General features: G+C 71.8%; 22 protein-coding genes, 1 tRNA gene and 1 pseudogene. 8 read left to right on the forward strand and 16 right to left on the reverse strand.

The window, feature by feature from the left end; genetic code table 11:
* Nucleotides 1-20 precede the first annotated feature (20 nt).
* Nucleotides 21-527: a MarR family winged helix-turn-helix transcriptional regulator gene (locus MKW14_RS38905; protein ID WP_240871230.1), complete on the reverse strand. Its 507-nt coding sequence runs from the start codon at nucleotides 525-527 to the stop codon at nucleotides 21-23.
* 195 nt (nucleotides 528-722) lie between these two features.
* Here MKW14_RS38905 and MKW14_RS38910 point away from each other — a divergent pair, with 195 nt between their 5' ends.
* Entirely contained in the window at nucleotides 723-923 is a 201-nt protein-coding gene (locus tag MKW14_RS38910; protein WP_240871232.1) for a hypothetical protein, read from the forward strand.
* 9 nt (nucleotides 924-932) lie between these two features.
* Here MKW14_RS38910 and MKW14_RS38915 read toward each other — a convergent pair whose 3' ends face one another.
* The 9 genes from MKW14_RS38915 to MKW14_RS38955 form a co-directional block, all read right to left on the reverse strand.
* The gene (locus tag MKW14_RS38915) at nucleotides 933-1,688 is read right to left on the reverse strand and encodes a hypothetical protein (protein ID WP_240871233.1); all 756 of its coding nucleotides are present in this window, start codon (nucleotides 1,686-1,688) and stop codon (nucleotides 933-935) included.
* Nucleotides 1,689-2,086: 398 nt separating this feature from the next.
* A complete protein-coding gene (locus MKW14_RS38920; protein ID WP_240871237.1) occupies nucleotides 2,087-2,977 on the reverse strand; it encodes an RNA polymerase sigma factor SigF in 891 nt (296 codons plus the stop codon).
* Nucleotides 2,978-3,291: 314 nt separating this feature from the next.
* Nucleotides 3,292-4,200, reverse strand: a complete 909-nt coding sequence (locus tag MKW14_RS38925) for an RNA polymerase sigma factor SigF (RefSeq protein WP_374116661.1) — start codon at nucleotides 4,198-4,200, stop codon at nucleotides 3,292-3,294.
* Between the two features lie 164 nt (nucleotides 4,201-4,364).
* Nucleotides 4,365-4,658 carry a Dabb family protein gene (locus MKW14_RS38930; protein WP_240871240.1) on the reverse strand — a complete coding sequence of 98 codons (294 nt, stop codon included), beginning with the start codon at nucleotides 4,656-4,658 and terminating at the stop codon, nucleotides 4,365-4,367.
* Between the two features lie 12 nt (nucleotides 4,659-4,670).
* On the reverse strand, nucleotides 4,671-4,847 hold the full coding sequence (locus MKW14_RS38935; protein ID WP_232655055.1) for a hypothetical protein: 177 nt from the start codon (nucleotides 4,845-4,847) through the stop codon (nucleotides 4,671-4,673).
* A gap of 84 nt (nucleotides 4,848-4,931) precedes the next feature.
* Nucleotides 4,932-5,016 (reverse strand) — tRNA-Ser (locus MKW14_RS38940).
* Nucleotides 5,017-5,061: 45 nt separating this feature from the next.
* Nucleotides 5,062-5,487 carry a tRNA adenosine(34) deaminase TadA gene (tadA, locus tag MKW14_RS38945; protein WP_240871241.1) on the reverse strand — a complete coding sequence of 142 codons (426 nt, stop codon included), beginning with the start codon at nucleotides 5,485-5,487 and terminating at the stop codon, nucleotides 5,062-5,064.
* 38 nt (nucleotides 5,488-5,525) lie between these two features.
* Entirely contained in the window at nucleotides 5,526-6,059 is a 534-nt protein-coding gene (locus MKW14_RS38950) for a tRNA adenosine deaminase-associated protein (RefSeq protein ID WP_240871254.1), read from the reverse strand.
* Nucleotides 6,060-6,299: 240 nt separating this feature from the next.
* Nucleotides 6,300-6,485, reverse strand: coding sequence for a hypothetical protein (locus tag MKW14_RS38955; RefSeq protein WP_133049738.1), 186 nt, complete (start codon nucleotides 6,483-6,485; stop codon nucleotides 6,300-6,302).
* Nucleotides 6,486-6,581: 96 nt separating this feature from the next.
* Between MKW14_RS38955 and upp the strand changes: the two genes are divergently transcribed.
* The gene (upp, locus tag MKW14_RS38960; protein WP_240871242.1) at nucleotides 6,582-7,217 is read left to right on the forward strand and encodes a uracil phosphoribosyltransferase; all 636 of its coding nucleotides are present in this window, start codon (nucleotides 6,582-6,584) and stop codon (nucleotides 7,215-7,217) included.
* A gap of 49 nt (nucleotides 7,218-7,266) precedes the next feature.
* On the opposite strand, the gene MKW14_RS38965 is transcribed toward upp, so the two are convergent.
* Together MKW14_RS38965 and MKW14_RS38970 are read right to left on the reverse strand one after the other, a co-directional pair.
* Nucleotides 7,267-7,905, reverse strand: coding sequence for a LytR C-terminal domain-containing protein (locus MKW14_RS38965; RefSeq protein ID WP_240871243.1), 639 nt, complete (start codon nucleotides 7,903-7,905; stop codon nucleotides 7,267-7,269).
* Nucleotides 7,906-8,017: 112 nt separating this feature from the next.
* Nucleotides 8,018-8,314 (reverse strand): type II toxin-antitoxin system VapB family antitoxin, encoded by a 297-nt coding sequence (locus MKW14_RS38970; RefSeq protein ID WP_003999914.1) that lies wholly within the window; start codon nucleotides 8,312-8,314, stop codon nucleotides 8,018-8,020.
* Between the two features lie 104 nt (nucleotides 8,315-8,418).
* Between MKW14_RS38970 and MKW14_RS38975 the strand changes: the two genes are divergently transcribed.
* Entirely contained in the window at nucleotides 8,419-10,008 is a 1,590-nt protein-coding gene (locus MKW14_RS38975) for a helicase HerA-like domain-containing protein (RefSeq protein WP_240871244.1), read from the forward strand.
* An 18-nt stretch (nucleotides 10,009-10,026) separates the two neighbouring features.
* Here MKW14_RS38975 and MKW14_RS41155 read toward each other — a convergent pair whose 3' ends face one another.
* The 4 genes and pseudogenes from MKW14_RS41155 to MKW14_RS38990 all read right to left on the reverse strand — a co-directional run bounded on the left by MKW14_RS41155 (nucleotide 10,027) and on the right by MKW14_RS38990 (nucleotide 11,534).
* Nucleotides 10,027-10,149 carry a hypothetical protein gene (locus MKW14_RS41155; protein ID WP_276623164.1) on the reverse strand — a complete coding sequence of 41 codons (123 nt, stop codon included), beginning with the start codon at nucleotides 10,147-10,149 and terminating at the stop codon, nucleotides 10,027-10,029.
* 47 nt (nucleotides 10,150-10,196) lie between these two features.
* Nucleotides 10,197-10,499, reverse strand: a complete 303-nt coding sequence (locus MKW14_RS38980) for a hypothetical protein (protein WP_240871246.1) — start codon at nucleotides 10,497-10,499, stop codon at nucleotides 10,197-10,199.
* Between the two features lie 64 nt (nucleotides 10,500-10,563).
* A pseudogene (locus MKW14_RS38985) lies at nucleotides 10,564-10,884 on the reverse strand (DUF308 domain-containing protein); the annotation flags it as partial.
* Between the two features lie 38 nt (nucleotides 10,885-10,922).
* A complete protein-coding gene (locus tag MKW14_RS38990) occupies nucleotides 10,923-11,534 on the reverse strand; it encodes an HhH-GPD-type base excision DNA repair protein (RefSeq protein ID WP_240871248.1) in 612 nt (203 codons plus the stop codon).
* A 148-nt stretch (nucleotides 11,535-11,682) separates the two neighbouring features.
* Between MKW14_RS38990 and MKW14_RS38995 the strand changes: the two genes are divergently transcribed.
* The 5 genes from MKW14_RS38995 to MKW14_RS39015 all read left to right on the forward strand — a co-directional run bounded on the left by MKW14_RS38995 (nucleotide 11,683) and on the right by MKW14_RS39015 (nucleotide 17,684).
* The gene (locus tag MKW14_RS38995) at nucleotides 11,683-13,761 is read left to right on the forward strand and encodes a penicillin acylase family protein (RefSeq protein ID WP_240871249.1); all 2,079 of its coding nucleotides are present in this window, start codon (nucleotides 11,683-11,685) and stop codon (nucleotides 13,759-13,761) included.
* The gene (locus MKW14_RS39000; protein WP_240871250.1) at nucleotides 13,754-14,362 is read left to right on the forward strand and encodes a GNAT family N-acetyltransferase; all 609 of its coding nucleotides are present in this window, start codon (nucleotides 13,754-13,756) and stop codon (nucleotides 14,360-14,362) included. The genes MKW14_RS38995 and MKW14_RS39000 overlap by 8 nt, the downstream gene beginning before the upstream one ends.
* A complete protein-coding gene (locus MKW14_RS39005) occupies nucleotides 14,359-14,832 on the forward strand; it encodes a cupin domain-containing protein (RefSeq protein WP_240871251.1) in 474 nt (157 codons plus the stop codon). The genes MKW14_RS39000 and MKW14_RS39005 overlap by 4 nt, the downstream gene beginning before the upstream one ends.
* Nucleotides 14,829-15,587: an SDR family NAD(P)-dependent oxidoreductase gene (locus tag MKW14_RS39010; protein WP_240871252.1), complete on the forward strand. Its 759-nt coding sequence runs from the start codon at nucleotides 14,829-14,831 to the stop codon at nucleotides 15,585-15,587. The genes MKW14_RS39005 and MKW14_RS39010 overlap by 4 nt, the downstream gene beginning before the upstream one ends.
* Nucleotides 15,588-15,716: 129 nt before the next feature.
* Nucleotides 15,717-17,684 carry a copper resistance CopC/CopD family protein gene (locus MKW14_RS39015; RefSeq protein WP_240871255.1) on the forward strand — a complete coding sequence of 656 codons (1,968 nt, stop codon included), beginning with the start codon at nucleotides 15,717-15,719 and terminating at the stop codon, nucleotides 17,682-17,684.
* The last annotated feature ends 347 nt before the right edge of the window (nucleotides 17,685-18,031 follow it).

Raw genomic sequence — 18,031 nt, forward strand, 5'->3', positions numbered from 1 at the left:
TTGCCATGGGCTTCCTTTTCTTATGTGCTCGCGGGTGTACGGGTGGTCGGTTCGAGTGCGGGGGCGGGCGGCGGGAGCCGGGGCGGCAGCGCGGCGAGGCGGCTGTCGTCGAAGCTGGCGCGCAGCCTGGCCATGAGGCCGGTGAGCTGGGCGACCTCCTCGTCGCTCCAGTCGGCGAGCCGCTCGGCGAGCAGTTGCGTGGTCCGCTCGGACAGCGCCTCCAGGCGGGCGAGGCCCGCGGGGGTGAGGTGCACGATCCGGGACCGCTTGTCCGCCGGATCGGGGGAGCGGTCGATCCAGCCGCGCTCCGCGAGGTGCGCGACATGGCGGCTGGTGACCGACATGTCCACGGCGAGGAGGTCGGCCAGCTTGCTCATGCGCATGTCGCCGAAGCGGCCCAGCAGGGTCAGTACGGCGGCGCTGCCGCTCGGGCAGTCGGACGGCATGATCCGTCCGATCTCCCGCTTCACGGCACCGAAGGCGCTGAACTGGCGCATCAACTCCTCGTACTGCACCCGCTCGGCCATCACACCTCCCGCATTCGTTGCTTGGGGCAACCATAGAAGTTGTTGGTTGCTGCAGGCAAACAAATAGGGGTGTGATCGGTATAAAAACTTGGCAAAGACAAGTATTGCGAAAGTAAATGCGCAGGTGGGGCGGGTCGCCGGGGCCGGAGGGCCCCCACTTGGGTCCCCCTCGCCTATTCGCTAGGGTCTCGGGCTATGGCTAACCCCCAGAACCCCCAGGGCAACTACGACCCCGCCGGCAGCACGCAGATGTTCCGTGCGTTCGTGGACGAGGGACCGCAGGGCCGGCAGCAGCAGGCCCCCGCCGCCCCCGCGGGCCCCCGCATCGGCCTGATCGTCGGCGTCGTCGTGGCCGTCGCGGTCGTCGCCGCGGTGGCGTGGCTCGCCCTGATGTAACTCACCGCTCTACTTCCACTGGACGGTGACGTCGCGCGTCTCGACGTGCATGCCCAGCGGCACGCGCCAGGCGTCGACGCACACCGTCCAGGTCTTCTCCTTGCGCGCCCCGGCCCCGATCGGCAGCGGAAGCCGCTCGGCCGACTCGACCGTCCCCCAGTCGATGCCGAGCAGCCCGATGATGTGCGTCCCGAACGTCACCGTGCCCGAACGCACCGCGGTTCCGCCCGAGTTGACGAAGGTCAGCTCGACGTCCTCGCACCACCGCCGGTCGGTGGCCGTACGCACCGGCTCACCCCAGCTCAGCGCGGCGGGCCCGACGGGGGCCGTCGGAGCGGGAGTTGCCGTCGCGGGCGGCGAAGTGGGCGCCGTACGACCGGACTCGGCACCCCCGACCTGCGCACCGGAAGTCCCGGCCGCCGGGGCGCTGCTCGGTGTGCCCCGATCCCCGGCGGCCGGGGTGCTCCCCGCCGGGTCCCCACTCCCCGCGCCCGAGCCGCGGTCGCCCTTCGCGGGCGCAGGCGCCCCACTCCCGCCCGTAGTCGCCCCGGGCCGCTCCAGCGGCACTAGCGTCACCCCGCCCGTCGGGACCGCCGAACCGGAGACCAGCGGACCGCCCACCGCGCCCGTGGCGGTATAGCCCTCGCGTTGGTCGCCCCCGCACGCCGCCAGTGTGGCGCCCAGGCAGACGACGGCCGCCGACGCGCCGATCAGGGCGCCTCGACGGCCACGTGTCCATGTCGTCCCGGGAGTCGCTCGCAGCATCGCGCCATGGTGGCTGACGCTCCGTCAAAAAGGAACCCCCGGGGTTCCGTTCCGCTCTCAGCCGGAGTTCCGTGGACCGCCGCCCGCGCCGGTGGCGGTATAGCCCTCGCGTCCGCCGCCAGCGCATGCGGCCCAGGCAGACGACGGCCGCCGATGCGCCGGTCAGGGCGCCTCGACGGCCGCGTGTCCAGGTCGTCTCGGGAGAACCCCCGGGGTTCCGTTCCGCTCTCAGCCGGAGTTCCGCGGACCGCCCACCGCGCGCGGTGGGCGGTATAGCCCTCGAGCCCGCCGCCACCGCATGCGCCCAGGCAGACGACGGCCGTCGACGCGCCGGTCAGGGCGCCTCGACGGCCGCGTGTTCATCTCGTCCCGGGAGGACCCCGGGTCCCGTTCCGCGCTCAGTCCGAGATCAGGCCCTCGCGCAGCTGGGCCAGGGTGCGGGTGAGCAGGCGGGAGACGTGCATCTGGGAGATGCCGACCTCCTCGCCGATCTGCGACTGGGTCATGTTCGCGAAGAAGCGGAGCATGATGATCTGCCGCTCCCGGGGCGGGAGTTTGGCCAGCAGCGGCTTCAGGGACTCGCGGTACTCGACGCCCTCCAGCGCCGTGTCCTCGTAACCCAGCCGGTCCGCCAGCGAGCCCTCGCCGCCGTCGTCCTCCGGGGCCGGCGAGTCCAGCGAGGACGCGGTGTACGCGTTGCCGACCGCGAGGCCGTCGACCACGTCCTCCTCGGACACGCCGAGCACGGCGGCGAGTTCGGGGACGGTCGGGGAGCGGTCCAGCTTCTGCGAGAGCTCGTCGCTGGCCTTGGTGAGGGCCAGGCGCAGCTCCTGCAGCCGGCGCGGCACCCGCACCGACCACGAGGTGTCGCGGAAGAACCGCTTGATCTCGCCCACGACCGTCGGCATCGCGAAGGTCGGGAACTCCACGCCCCGCTCGCAGTCGAACCGGTCGATCGCCTTGATCAGGCCGATCGTGCCGACCTGGACGATGTCCTCCATCGGCTCGTTGCGCGAGCGGAACCGGGCCGCCGCGTACCGCACGAGCGGGAGGTTGAGCTCGATCAGGGTGTCCCGGACGTACATGCGCTCGGGGCTGTTCTCGTCCAGCGCGGCCAGCCGCAGGAAGAGGGAGCGGGACAGGGTGCGGGTGTCGATGGCCTCCGAGGAGGCCGGAAGGGCCGGGGCCGGCACGGCCTCCAGGACCGTGACGTCGTCGAGAACGGCGTCGGGCGCGGTCTCGCTCTTCGTGAGCGTGAGCACCTTCGAGCTGCCCTGATCTGCGGACATGCCACCCCCTCTGGGTCGCGGGACGGTCGCGGCCGAACCTCCCCTGGCGAGGAGTTCAGCCTTCACCTGAATACCGGAGCCGAAGCCGCGGCAAACGCACTGGCGGAAGAATGTCACATGTCGGCAACACGCTGTAGTGACATGTCGACATGCGAGATGCGAAACGGCCCTGGAAAGAGGGGGTCTGAGCGTTTTTCGGCACAGAACTGTCGGGAACGTCCCTGGTGAGCGATTCGCTCGTACCGGTTACCTCTCGATCCTGCTTGCGAACTGGGGCGTTCCGGTGTGTTCCGGAGCGTGCGCCCGTGCGCCTCTTATGCCTCGATCCGATTCGCGGATCGCAGCCGCTGGAAGCTACGCGCGAGTAGTCGGGAGACGTGCATCTGGGAGACCCCGAGTTCCGCGCTGATTTGCGACTGGGTGAGATTGCTGTAGTAGCGCAGCAGAAGGATTCGCTGTTCGCGTTCCGGGAGTTGGACGAGCAGATGCCGGACCAGATCGCGGTGCTCGACGCCGTCCAGGGCCGGGTCCTCGTAGCCGAGTCGGTCCAGCAGTCCCGGCAGCCCGTCGCCCTCCTGCGCGGCCTCCAGCGAGGTGGCGTGGTAGGAGCGGCCGGCCTCGATGCAGGACAGCACCTCCTCCTCGGTGATGCGCAGCCGCTCGGCGATCTCGGCGGTGGTGGGGGAGCGCCCGAACGCCGTGGTCAGGTCCTCCGTCGCGCTGTTGACCTGCACCCACAGCTCGTGCAGCCGGCGCGGTACGTGGACCGTGCGGACGTTGTCCCGGAAGTACCGCTTGATCTCCCCGACCACCGTCGGCATGGCGAAGGTCGGGAACTGCACGCCCCGGTCCGGGTCGAAGCGGTCGATGGCGTTGATGAGCCCGATGGTGCCGACCTGGACGACGTCCTCCATAGGCTCGTTGCGGGAGCGGAAGCGGGCGGCGGCGTAGCGCACCAGGGGGAGGTTGGCCTCGATGAGCGCGCCGCGCACCCGGTCGTGCTCCGGGGTGCCGGGCGGCAACTCCTTGAGCTCGGCGAAGAGCACCTGGGTGAGGGCCCGGGTGTCGGCCCCGCGGCTGCGCGGCGCGGCGGCGGGGGCCGCCGGGGGTTCCGTGACGGCTTCCACTGCGGCTTCCCCGACGGCTTCGGCGTCGGCTTCGGCGACGGCTTCCTGGGGAGGCGCAGTACTGGCCGACACGGTCAACGCCACCTCTTCATCGATCAACTCATCTGTCAAAAGCGGTCATAGCATCACAAGAGATGTGCACTATGTGCAAGCACCTCATAACGATGTGTTACGCCGTGTTGAGGGGCGAGTTGGTGCGAAAGACGCACGAAAGCCTCCCGCCGACGGGCGGGAGGCTCGGTGTCGCTGAGCGTCCGGGCTCAGTACTCGTAGTCGGCGATCACCCAGGTGGAGAACTCCTTCCACAGGGTCACACCGGCCTGGTGCTCGGGGTGCCCCACATAGGCGCGCAGCGCGGCCGCGTCCTCGAACCCGGAGTTGATGGCGAAGTCGTAGGCGATGGGACGGTCGCTGAGGTTCCAGCCCAGTTCCCAGAAGCGGATCTCCGGGATCCTGCCGTCCAGCGAGCGGAAGGCCTCGACGCCCTCCACCACCCGCGGGTCGTCGCGCTCGACGCCCTCGTTGAGCTTGAACAGGACGAGGTGGCGGATCATGTGCGCTCCTGGCTAGTGGGCCCCGTTGGCCAGCCAGGTGAAGAAGTCACCGATGGCCTTCGCGGCGTCCGAGATGCCCTCGAACCCTATCTGGACGTAGTCGGCGGCCTTGGCCGGGTCTGTGATGATCACGTACAGGGCGAAGACCACGAGCACATAGACGGCGATCTTCTTCGCGTTCACCGCCATCGCGGCCTCCCCTGGTCACTCGTAGCCCAACGACCGCACATGATCGCACGAAGGGCCCCGTCTTTCGACGGGGCCCTTCAGAAGCGGTAGCGGAGGGATTTGAACCCTCGGTGACTTGCGCCACACTCGCTTTCGAGGCGAGCTCCTTCGGCCGCTCGGACACGCTACCGAGGGAGACCTTACAGCACCGTGAGCCGTGCTCAGAAATCGGTATTCAGCGGCCCCGGAAGAACTCGGTGAGAAGCCGGGCGCAGTCCTCGGCGAGCACGCCCTCGATCACCTCGGGACGGTGGTTGAGCCGCCGGTCGCGTACGACGTCCCAGAGGGACCCGGCCGCGCCGGCCTTCTCGTCGCGGGCGCCGTAGACCACCCGGTCCAGGCGGGACTGCACGATCGCGCCCGCGCACATCGTGCAGGGTTCGAGGGTGACGACGAGCGTGCACCCGGCGAGCCGCCACTCGCCGAGGTCGGCGGCGGCCCTGCGGATCGCGAGGACCTCGGCGTGCGCCGTCGGATCGCCGCTCGCCTCGCGCTCGTTGTGTCCGGCGCCCAGCACGGTCGTACCGTCCGAGGCCAGGACGACGGCGCCCACGGGCACGTCGGTGCCCGCCCGTCCGGCCTCGGCCAGGGCGAGCCGCATCGCGGCCCGCCAGCGGTCACGTACGGGGTCCGCCGCCGTCAGCGGACGGTCTCCAGGACCTCCGAGGCGCCGAGGGCCTCGGCGATCGCGGTCAGCGCGTCCTCGTCCAGCGAGCGCAGCTCCTTGGCGCTGACCCCGAGGTCGTCGAGGATCTCGGCGTCGCCGACGGGGCTGTGCGGCACCGCCTCGGCGGACGGGGTGTCGTCGTCCTCGCCGTCGTCCTCGTCCTCCCCGTCCTCGGTGCCGTCGAGGTCGAGGGCGTCCAGGTCGGGACCGTCGTCGCCGGGCTCCCTTCCGAGCAGTTCGTCGGTGAGCAGGATCTCGCCGTAACTGCTGCGGGCAGCGGCGGCGGCGTCCGAGACGTAGATACGAGGGTCGTCCTCGCCGTCGATGCGGACGACGCCGAACCAGGCGTCCTCCTGCTCGATCAGAACGAGCACCGTGTCGTCCTCGGCCGCGGCCTCCCGTGCGAGGTCGGCCAGATCCGACAGCGTCTCCACATTGTCGAGGAGCTCTGTGTCGCTCGCTTCCCACCCGTCTTCGGTGCGCGCGAGCAGTGCGGCGAAGTACACCGTGACTCTCCCACTGGTCATAGGCGTGCCGGTTGGGGGTCCCCCCGGCGGAGGCTTGGGCGGGGAAAAGCCGGGGCCGAGCCCCACCCACTCGGAATCGTGGCAGAAACAATGCGTTCAGGGGACGTCTTCGGCTCCCTGTGTCCGCCCGTTTTGATCGACCACCAGCGGGATCGTACGCGGCGAATCCCGTGCGCACGCACCCGGTCGGTCCTTTGCGTCTCCCCCGGCCGCTCGCGGCTACCAGCGGAAGGTGCGCATACGCATGGCGTGACGCAGCCGGGCGACCTTGGCCCGCCGCGGCTGCACGCGGTCCCGCAACTCGCGCGCCTCGGCGCGTTCCCGCAGGAACTGGGCCCGGCGGCGCCTGCGCTCGGCGTCGGTCTGCTGCTGTGACGCGTCCTGTTGGGACTCAGGCTCAGGCATAGGCTCACCACCCCGACGTGCGTCCCTCCCACTTTCCCCCTGATGGGCGGTTTGATGCCAGCGCGAGGGCGCATCGAGCGCGGTTACTGTTAGGTCATGCGTCTCCACGTCGTCGACCATCCCCTGGTCGCCCACAAGCTCACCACGCTGCGCGACCAGCGCACCGACTCCGCGACCTTCCGCCGTCTCGCCGACGAGCTGGTCACCCTGCTCGCCTACGAGGCCACGCGCGACGTGCGCACGGAGGCCATCGACATCGAGACCCCGGTCGCCCGGACCACCGGTGTGAAGCTGTCCCGGCCGCGCCCGCTGGTCGTGCCGATCCTGCGGGCCGGACTCGGCATGCTGGACGGCATGGTCCGGCTGCTGCCGACGGCCGAGGTGGGCTTCCTGGGCATGATCCGCAACGAGGAGACGCTGCAGGCGTCCACGTACGCCTCCCGCATGCCCGAGGACCTCTCCGGCCGCCAGGTCTACGTCCTGGACCCCATGCTGGCCACGGGCGGCACCCTGGTGGCCGCGATCCATGAGCTGATCAAGCGCGGCGCGGACGACGTGACGGCCGTGGTCCTGCTGGCCGCCCCCGAGGGCGTCGAGCTCATGGAACGCGAACTGGCGGGCACGCCGGTCACGGTCGTCACGGCCGCGGTGGACGAGCGCCTGAACGAGCACGGCTACATCGTGCCGGGCCTGGGCGACGCCGGCGACCGGCTGTACGGCGCGGCCGAGTAGGACGGCCTTTCAGCGGCCCTTCTTTTCAGCGGCCCTTCTTCGAACTTCTTCAGCAGCTCTTCTTCGAGGACGTCGGCGTCGGCTGGGGCCCGGTCAGCGTGGCCAGGGCCTTGTCGGCGTCCGCCGTGCTCGTGAGGTTCTTGAAGGCGTCCCCGATGATCAGGTCGACGTCGGTGCCCTTGCGGGTGTCGGTGCGCTTCTCGGCGGCTGCCAGCTGTGTGCCGAGCACGGGCAGCGAGGTGTTCACCGCGGACGCGGGGCCGAGCAGTATCCCGGCGCCCTTGACCTTCTTGTCGTAGTCCTTGCTCGCGTTGCCCACGTCGCCGATCTTGAAGCCGCGCTTGCGCAGCTCGTCGGCCGTGGTCTTGGCCAGCCCGCTGCGGGTGGTGGCGTTGTAGACGTTCACGGTGATCTGCGCGGGCTTCGGCAGCGAGGCGGACGTCTTCGCCGACGCGCTCACCCGCGTCGAGCAGTCCGACTTGGGCCCCGCGGCGGAGGCCTTCTTGTTGCCGCCGGTGAAGACGTCGATGAGCTGCAGCGTGCCCCAGCCGATCACCCCGAGCGCGACGACGGAGGCCACCACGGCGAGCACCAGCCGGCCGCGCCTGCGGCGCTGTCGCATCCGTGGGTACTTGTCCCCCGTGATCCGGTACTTCCCGCCCATGCCCGGGGGAGTCAGCATGCTCATGAGCGCAGCGTAGTGCGCCCGAGCGGCGATGCCTACTAGATGATCATTCGACGCCGCACAGGTGAACCCGAAAGGGCCAAGCCCTTGCCGAACCGCCTCACCGCGGCGCGCGTCAGTCCAGCTCGAGCACGCGCGCGTGCAGTACCTGGCGCTGCTGGAGCGCCGCCCGCACCGCGCGGTGGAGGCCGTCCTCCAGGTACAGATCGCCCTGCCACTTGACGACATGGGCGAACAGATCGCCGTAGAAGGTCGAGTCCTCGGCCAGGAGGGTTTCCAGGTCGAGCTGCCCCTTGGTCGTCACGAGCTGATCGAGGCGGACCGGGCGTGGCGCGACGTCCGCCCACTGCCGGGTGCTCTCCCGGCCGTGGTCGGGGTACGGCCGGCCGTTTCCGATGCGCTTGAAGATCACACGGAAAGCCTACCGGTCCAGACGTTCCGGGCGCAGCCATGGAGACGGAGTGCGACGCTGGAAAAGACGTCGCAAAGCCGGGCACAAGGGAACAGGGGTCCGAGATGAGTGACAGCGAGACCATGCCTGGGGCCACCGCTGCCGAGGCGCCCGGAAGCGCGCCCGCCCTGCCCCGCGAGGCCCTGGAGATCGCCTCCGGTTACGCCTTCTCGGGACCGGCCCTCGACCTGGGCGCCCTGCTCTGGGACGGCGCCTGTCTGCCGGACGCGCAGGTCCGCATCCCGCTGCCGATGCTCAACCGCCACGGCCTGGTCGCGGGCGCCACCGGCACCGGCAAGACCAAGACCCTCCAACTGGTCGCCGAGCAGCTCTCGGCCCAGGGCGTGCCCGTTTTCCTGGCCGACGTGAAGGGCGACCTGTCCGGGATCTCCGCGCCGGGGCAGCCGGACGAGCGCGTGACGGGACGCGCCGGCCAGGTCCATCAGCAGTGGACGCCGGCCGGCTTCCCGGCCGAGTTCTACGCCCTCGGCGGACTCGGTCACGGCATCCCCGTACGGGCCACGATCACCAGCTTCGGCCCGGTGCTGCTGTCCAAGGTGCTCCAGCTCAACCCGACCCAGGAGCAGTCCCTCGGACTGATCTTCCACTACGCCGACCAGAAAGGGCTGGAACTGATCGATCTGAAGGACCTGAGGGCGGTCGTCGCCTTCCTCACCTCCGACGAGGGCAAGGCCGAGCTGAGGACCGTCGGCGGGCTGTCCACCGCCACGGCCGGCGTCATCCTGCGCTCCCTCACCGCCTTCGAGGCACAGGGCATGGCCGACTTCTTCGGGGAACCGGAGTTCGACACCGCCGATCTGCTGCGGACCGCGCCGGACGGGCGGGGCGTGGTCTCGGTCCTGGAGCTGCCCGCCGTGCAGGACCGGCCGCAGCTGTTCTCCACCTTCCTGATGTGGCTGCTGGCCGACCTCTTCCACGACCTGCCCGAGGTCGGCGACGCCGAGAGGCCGAAGCTGGTCTTCTTCTTCGACGAGGCGCATCTGCTCTTCAACGACGCCTCGAAGGCCTTCCTGGACTCGATCACCCAGACCGTCCGGCTGATTCGCTCGAAAGGAGTCGGCGTCTTCTTCGTCACCCAGACCCCGAAGGACGTACCGTCCGACGTCCTGGGCCAGCTCGGCAACCGCGTCCAGCACGCGCTCAGGGCCTTCACCCCCGACGACCAGAAGGCCCTCAAGGCCACGGTGAAGACCTTCCCGAACTCCGCCTACGACCTGGAGGAGCTGCTCACCGGGCTCGGCACGGGCGAGGCCGTCGTGACCGTCCTCAGCGAGAAGGGCGCCCCCACCCCGGTCGCCGCGACCCGGCTGCGCGCCCCCGAGTCCCTGATGGGCCCGGTCGACACGGGCGCCCTCGGCCGGGCGGTCAGGTCCTCGCGGCTGTACGGACGTTACGCACAGGCTGTGGACAGGGAGTCGGCGTACGAGAAGCTGACGTCCGACAAGCCCGCCGGCGCCAAGGGACCGGACGAGATGAGGGAGGCGGCCCGGACGCCGAAGCCCAAACCCCAGCCGTCCATGGTCGAACAGGTCGTCGGCAGCGGCATGTTCAAGTCCCTGGCCCGCTCCGTCGGCACGCAGATCGGCCGCGAGATCACCCGCTCCCTGTTCGGGACGGCCCGGCGCAGGCGGTAGCCCCGCCGGGCCGCCGGGTCAGCGGTCCCGTTCCTGCGGGGACCGCTCGGGCTCCGGTCGATTCACTTCAGGTTTCGGTGTGCTGCGCGCGGCCTCGGCGCGCAGCAGGGCGCGCAGGACCGCGTACGGGTCGGTGGGCATGGCTGTGTTCCTCGCGTAGGTGCTGACGTTTTCCGGAGCGGGGTCGGTCAGCAGCGCAGGACCACGGTGCGCAGGGCGTGCGGTGCCCGGGGCAGGACGGCCGTCGCAGTCACCCTGGGCTCCTCGGGAGCCGGGTCCGGCAGCGGCGCGGGCCGCAGGGGTACGACCGCCCGGGCCGCGGCGCGGACCACGGGAGGCAGGGCCGCCTCGGCGGCGTCGCACTGGACGCACTCGGCCGGCACCGGGACCGGAGCGGCCGTGTGGGTCTCGCCGGGCACCAGGAGGGCGAGCAGCAGCACGAGGACCCGCAGCCAGGTGCGGCTGCGCGGGAGGTCTCGTGCGGTGCTCACGGCAGGTGTCTGCCCCGACACGCGCGGTGATCGACCTGCGGGGCCCAGGATCCGCCCGTACGGGCTACACCGTGCGCGGGACCCGGTCCGCCCGGCCCTTGATGCGCAGCGCGGTGACGATCTCGACCACGCCGACCGCGACCGCCAGGACGGCGACGGACTCGAAGGGGGAGTCGATCAGGACGATCCCGGCGACGAAGGTCGGGACGCCGAGCAGCGCCTGCCAGTCGCGGGCCGGCATCGCCGGGTCGTGCGCGGCGGCCAGGGTCTGGGTGATCCCGCGGATCAGCCGGCCGATGCCGATCCACGGGGCCGGCAGCAGGATCGAGCGCATCGGGCCGCGTAGGCAGAACAGGCCCAGCAGGATCGACAGGGAGCCGCTGAGCCGGTCGGCTGACGCCTGTTTCCCGGCGGTCTTCGCGGCTACTTCCCGGCGGACTTCCCCGCCTTGGCGGACTTCGCGGCTTTGGCGGCGGCCTTCATCTCCTGTTTGTGCGCCCGCACCCGGGCCAGCGACTCGGGCCCGGTGATGTCGGCGACGGACCGGAAGGACTTCGCCTCGCCGTAGGCCCCGGCGGCCTCCTGCCACCCGTCGGGCGTCACGCCCAGCTGCTTGCCGAGCAGGGCGAGGAAGATCTGCGCCTTCTGCCGGCCGAAGCCGGGCAGCTCCTCCAGGCGTCGCAGCAGCTCACGCCCGTCGGCCACGCCCTTCCACACCAGCTCGGCGTTGCCGTCGTAGTGCTCGACCAGGTACTGGCACAGCTGCTGGATCCGCTTGGCCATGGAGCCGGGGTAGCGGTGCACGGCCGGTTTCTCGGAGAGGACCGCGGCGAAGGCCTCCGGGTCCTGCGCGGCGATCTCGTGCGCGTCCAGGTCGTCGGCGCCGAGCCGGTCCGCGATGGTGCGGGGTCCCTTGAACGCCCACTCCATCGGGACCTGCTGGTCCAGCAGCATCCCGACCAGCGCGGCGAGCGGGGACCGCCCGAGGAGCGCGTCGGCCGCGGGGTCCTGGGCGAGGTGAAGGGTGACGTCCATGACCCCGATCATCCCTCGGTACGGGGCGGAGCTCCATGTGAGCGCGGGGCCCGCCCCTGTCTCATCGACCCCGCACACCTCCCGTACGATTCCGACACAAGTTGTTAGGCAAGCCTTACCTAAAAGATCAGACCCGAAGGGGAACAGGGTGGCGACCGAGATCCACCGGGACGCATGGGGCATCCCGCATCTGCGGGCCGACGGCGTCCGTGAACTCGCCCGCGCGCAGGGGGTGGTGACCGCCCGGGACCGCGCCTGGCAGCTGGAGGTAGAGCGGCACCGCGTGCGGGGCACCTCGGCCTCCTTCCTGGGCCCGGAGGCGCTGTCCTGGGACGTGTTCGTCCGCCGCGCCCGCCTCGACGACACCGCCCGGCGCTGCTGGACGGCCCTGCAGGAGCGGGACCCGGAGACCGTGGAGTGGGTGGCCGCGTACGTCGACGGCGTCAACCAGGAACTGCCCGCCACCACCGCCCCCGAGTTCGCCCGGACCGGTCTCGCCCCCGGCCGCTGGGAGCCCTGGACCCCGCTCGGCGTCTGGCTCGCCACGCACATCCTGTTCGCGGGGTTCCCGGCGAAGCTCTGGCGCGAGCAGACGGTACGGCACCTGGGACCGGCCTCGGTGGCCCTTTTCGCCACGGACGGTCCCGCCACCGCCGGCAGCAACGGCTGGCTGGTCGCCGGGGCGCGGACCACGACCGGGCACGCGGTGATCGCCGGCGACCCGCACCGCTTCATCGAGGACCCGGGCGTCTACCAGCAGATCCATCTCTCCTGTCCCGAATTCGACGTCGTCGGCCTCGCCGTCCCGGGTGTCCCGGGCATCGCCCACTTCGGCCACGCCGGCACGGTCGCCTGGGCCATCACCAACGCCATGGCCGACTACCAGGACCTCTACCGGGAGCGGCTGCGGCGGACGGGCGCGGGCGTGGAGGCCCTCGGCCCGGACGGGGTGTGGCGGCGGGCGTTCCGTCAGGTGGAGACCGTGGCGGTGGCGGGGGAGGCGCCCGTCGAGGTCGAGGTGCTCGAGACGGAACGGGGGCCGGTGATCGCCGGGGGCCCGGAGGGGCTCGACGGCGGGGTCCCCGACGGCGAACCCCTGGCCCTCGCCCTGCGCTATCCGCCCCGGGTGACCGAGGACCTGGGCTTCGGCGCCCTCCTCCCCCTCCTCCGGGCCCGCCGGGTCGCCGATGTCGACCGGGCCCTGGACCTGTGGGCCGAGCCCGTCAACGTCGTTCTGGCCGCCGACACCGAGGGCGGAGTCCTGCACCGGGTCGCCGGCCACGTCCCCCTGCGCTCCGAGGCCAACCGCACCCGCCTCGTCCCCGCCTGGGAGCCCGGCCACGAGTGGCGCGGCCGGCACGAGACCCCTCGCGCCGAACTCACCGGCGCCGTAGCGGTGATGGCCAACCAGCGCGGCCTCGCCACCCCTCTCGGCGTCGAGTTCGCCCCGCCCCACCGCGCCGACCGCATCGCCGCCCTGCTCGCGGAGAAGGACCACTGGTCGGCCGCCGACATGCCCGCGATCCACACCGACACCCATCTCGCCTCCGCCGGACCCCTGTTGGACCACCTCGCGGCCCTGACCGACCTGACCCCCGAGGCCACCGCCCTGCGTGACCGTCTCCTGGCGTGGGACCGCCGGATGGACGCGGACAGCGCCGACGCCGCCCGCTACGCGGCGGTGCGCGGCGCGGTCGTACGGCAGCTCGCCGCACACCCCGCCTTCGCCGCACTGGCGGCCCCGCCCGCCTACCCGGAGGTCCTCCTCCCCTGGCTCGCCCTGCTCCCCCGCATCGCCTTCGCCCTCGAACACCTGCTGCGCGCCGAGGAGTTGTACGGCGTCGACCGGTCCGCGGCGGTGGCGGCGGCCCTGGAGGAGGTGGCCGCCCGGCCGCCCGCCGCCCCCTGGGGCGCGAGCCACCGGCTCGCTCCCTGGCGTGCGCTCACCACCACCTCGTACGACGAACCCTCTCTCTCCGGCGACCACGACTGCGTGCTGTGCACCTCGGCCGTGCCCGGGCTGACCGACCTGAGCGCGCGGGGCCCCGCCGCCCGCTACGTGTGGGACCTGGCGCGGCGGGAGGACAGCCGGTGGGTGGTGCCCTTCGGGGCCTCCGGGATGCCCGGCTCGCCCCACCACCGCGATCAACTCCCCCTGTGGGCCGGGGGAGATCTGATCCCGGTCGTCACCGACTTCGAGCAGCTCACCAAGGAGAGCGATGTCTGATCCGTACGAGTCCCGATCCGCCGTCCACGAGCAGCGTCTGGACGGCTTCGGCACCGTCCGGGTCCTGCCGCTGGACCCGGACGCGGACGCGGAGGTCGTCCACCGCTGGGTGAGCGAGGAGCGGGCCGTGTTCTGGGGGATGAACGGGCTCGGCCGGGAGGAGGTCGCCGAGATCTACGCGCACATGGCCGCTCTCGCCACCCATCACGCCTTCCTGGTCGTCCACGACGGCGACCCGGTGGCGCTGCTGCAGACCTACGAGCCGGAGGCCGACCGCGTCAGCGAGTGCTACGCGGTGCGGGACGGGGACATCGGGATCCATCTGCTGCTCGCGCCGGCGGGGGAGGGCGGTGCCCGGCCGGGGTGGTCGGGTGCGCTGCTCACGGCCGTTACGGCGTACGTCCTGCCGGGGCTCGGGCGGCGACGGATCGTCGTCGATCCCGATGTGCGCAACGAGAAGGCGATCGCCCGTTTCCTGCGGCAGGGCTTCGAGGCGGGCCCGGTGGTCGTGCTGCCGGAGATCGACCTCCCCGACGTGCGCCTGCCCGAGAAGACGGCTCAACTGGCATTCCGCGACCGGACGGTAGCCTTCCCCGGGTGACTCCCGAAGAGCTCATTTCCCATTACGGCCTGGAGCCGATCCCGCGCGAGGGCGGTCTGTTCCGCCAGACCTGGGCGGGACCCGAGCGACCCGACGGACGGCCCGAGGGGACGGCGATCGTCGCGCTGCTCACGGCGGACGACTTCTCCGCCCTGCATCGCCTGCCGACCGACGAGATCTGGCACTTCTACCTCGGCGACCCGCTCGAACTCCTGCTCCTCGCCCCCGACGGCACCTCCCGGACGACGGTCCTCGGGCCGGACGTCCTGGGCGGCCAGGGGATCCAGTTCACCGTGCCGGCCGGCACCTGGATGGGCGCGCGGGTCCTCGCGGGCGGGGCGTGGACCCTGTTCGGGTGCACGATGGCACCCGGATTCACCTTCGAGGGCTACGAGCACGGGGACGCGGACGCTCTCACGGCGCGGTATCCCGACCGGGCGGCCCAGATCGCGGGACTGTGCCGGCCATGAGTCTACTCGAAGGACAGGTCGCCCTGGTCACCGGCGCGGGCGGCGGCATCGGACGGGGCATCGCGCTGCGGTTCGCCGAGGAGGGCGCGGCGATCGCCCTCCACTGTTGTACGTCAGTCGAGGCGGCGCGTGAAGTGGCCGCGCGGATCGAGGACTCGGGCGGCCGGGCCGTCGTCCTGCGCGGGGATCTCAGCGACGAGGACGTGTGCCGGCGGGTGGTGGGCGAGGCGGCCGAATGGGGCGGCGGGCTGCACGCGCTGGTCAACAACGCGGCCGTACAGCCGACGCAGGAGCTGCCCGGGATGACGGCCGGTGACTGGCGGGCGGTCGTGGACACCAACCTGTCGAGCGTGTTCGCCTGCACACAGGCCGCCGCGGAGGTCATGCGGGAGCGCGACGGCGGTTCCGTCACCCACATCGCCTCCATCGAGGCACGCCAACCCGCCGCGCTGCACGCCCACTACAGCGCCTCCAAGGCGGCCGTCGTGATGCACGCCCGGTCGGCGGCGCTGGAGTACGGGCGGTTCGGCATCCGCGTCAACACCGTCTCGCCCGGCCTGATCGGACGCGAAGGGCTGGCGGAGGCCTGGCCGGAGGGCGTGGAGCGGTGGCAACGGGCCGTGCCGCTCGGGCGGTTGGGGCGGGCGGAGGACGTCGGGGACGCCTGCGTGTTCCTCGCCTCGCGGCTGGCCTCCTGGGTGACCGGGCACGACCTGCTCGTCGACGGCGGGGTGTGCGCGCGGCCCACGTGGTGAGCACACGGCGGCTCACGTCCGTACGTATCGGGAAGGCGGCGAGTCCGACGACGGAGAGACGACGTGGAGTGTGAGGGTGTGGACGGCCGGGGACTCCGGCGACTCGACCGGCGTGGGCTCAGGGGGCTGTTGCTGCTCGGCGCCCTCCTGGTCCTGCTCGTCCTGGGTAGTGCGGGGCCCGCGTCGGCCCACGCGGCCCTCAAGTCCACCGACCCCGAGGACGGAACCGTCCTGAAGTCGGCCCCGCAGCGCATCACCCTCACCTTCACCGAGTCCGTCGGCCTGCTCGACGACTCCTTCCGCGTCCTCGACCCCGACAACCGCCGGGTCCGCATCGGCGGGGCCGGGCACGCGCAGGGCCGCTCCGACACGGCGAGCGTGACCCTGCCGGCGAAGCTGGAGCAGGGGACGTACGTGGTGGCCTGGCGGGTGGTGTCGGCGGACAGCCACCCCGTGGGCGGCGCGTTCACCTTCTCCGTCGGCAAACCCTCCGCGACGACGGCGAGCGTCGACACGGGTCCTGTCGAGAACCCGGCGACCCAGAGCCTGTACAACATCGGCCGCTATCTGGCCTACCTCGCCGTGGCCCTGGTCATCGGCACCGCCGCCTTCGCCCTGCTGTGCCGTCCGACGGACGCGCGCCCGCTGCGCAAGCCGCTGGTGGTGGGCTGGTGGATCCTGCTGGGCACCACCGTGGTCCTGCTGGTGCTGCGCGCCCCGTACGAGAACGGCACGGGCCCGGCGACGGCCTTCGACCCCGCCGCCTTCACCCGGACCCTCACCGGCCGTCCGGGCCTGGCCCTGCTGGCCCGGCTCACCCTGCTGCTGCTCGCGGCCGTGGCGTACGTACTGCTTCGCAAACACCCGGCGCGGGCCCGCCTGCTGCCGACGGCCGGAGCGGAAGAGGCCGGGCGGAGCGCGAGCCAGGAGCGGCCCGGGGGGCAGGAGGCCGGCGAGTCCGGCACCCGGTCCGAGGGCGCCGAACCTGAGGACCGCTCACAGGCTTCCACCGAGCCTCCGGGCGCCCAGGGTCCGCCGGCCCCCCGCCAGGCCCTCCAGGAGCCCGACAGCCCCGTTCCCGGCGCCCTTCGCGGCGCCCCGCGCCTCCCGCTCGTCGCCGCCACCGCCTTCGCCGTGGCCCTCGCCCTCACCTGGGCCGCCGCCGAACACGCCTCGGCGGGCATCCAGGTGCCCGTGGCGATGGTGTCCACGGTGCTGCACCTGCTGGCCATGGCGGTCTGGCTGGGCGGCCTCGCGGCGCTGCTGATCCAGCTGCACCGCACCGAGGTCCCCGCTTTTGTCGTGGCCCGATTCTCCCGCCTGGCCTTCGTCTGTGTGAGCGTCCTGGTCGCCACCGGCGTCTACCAGTCCTGGCGCGGCCTCGGCTCCTGGAGCGCGCTCACCGGGACGACGTACGGCCGGCTGCTGCTCGTCAAGCTGGCCGCCGTGGCGCTGCTGCTGGCGGCCGCGCAGGTCTCGCGCCGCTGGACGGCCCGGCTGGTCGCGGCGGGCGCCGAGACGGTCGTACGGGAACGGGTGCCGCAGCCCGTGGGCGGTCCGTCGCTGCCCGCCGCGCCGGACGCGCCCGCCTCCGCCGCCGACGGCTCCGTCCCGCGCCGCGCCCTCCGCCGGTCGGTGCTCGCCGAGGTCGCCGTCGGCGTCGTGGTGCTGGTGATCACCACCGTGCTCGGCGGCACCCTGCCGGGACGCGCGGCGGCCGAGGCGGAGGCCGCTCCCGCGACCGCCGGCGGGCTGCCCGCGGCCTCCGTCACGATGGTGCCCTTCGACGTCGGCACTCCCGGGGCGCACGGCAAGGTGCAGATCACTCTCGACCCGGGCCGGGTCGGCGACAACTCCGTGCAGGCCGTGGTCTTCGGCCCCGACGACGGCATCGTCAGCATCCCCGAGCTGCGGCTCTCGTTCACCCTCCCCGCCCAGAAGGTCGGCCCGCTGGACGCGAAACTCACCGATCAGGGCGGCTACTGGGGGACCAACTCGGTCACGCTGCCCATCGCCGGGACCTGGACGATGAACGTCACGGTCAGGACGTCGGACATCGATCAGGTGACGGTGTCGAAGACCGTGCGTATCCAGTAGGTCACCCTGCGTCCCGATCTGTTCGAATGATCGAACAGGGTGATCGCGGGTGTGACGGTTACGTTTCCACAAAGCTCCAGGGGAACTCTTGACCCATGACCGGATTTGGGGCTGTTATTACCGCCACGATGTTCGGTCGAGTTGATTTCTGGTCGGTTTCGACTTATTTCGACGTGGCGCAGTGGCGGCCGAACCCTGCCTTCAGGAGCCGTACATGGACCTCTCCCCCTCGGGTCTCTCTCTTCCTTCGCCCAGCCGGCGCAGTGTGCTGCGTGGTGTGGGTGGTGCCGCGTTGCTCGCCGGTGCGGGCATTCCGTTGCTGAGCGCGTGTGGCTCGGGCAGCGGCA

Source organism: Streptomyces gilvus (genome assembly GCF_022513565.1).
Taxonomy (GTDB): Bacteria; Actinomycetota; Actinomycetes; order Streptomycetales; family Streptomycetaceae; genus Streptomyces; species Streptomyces gilvus.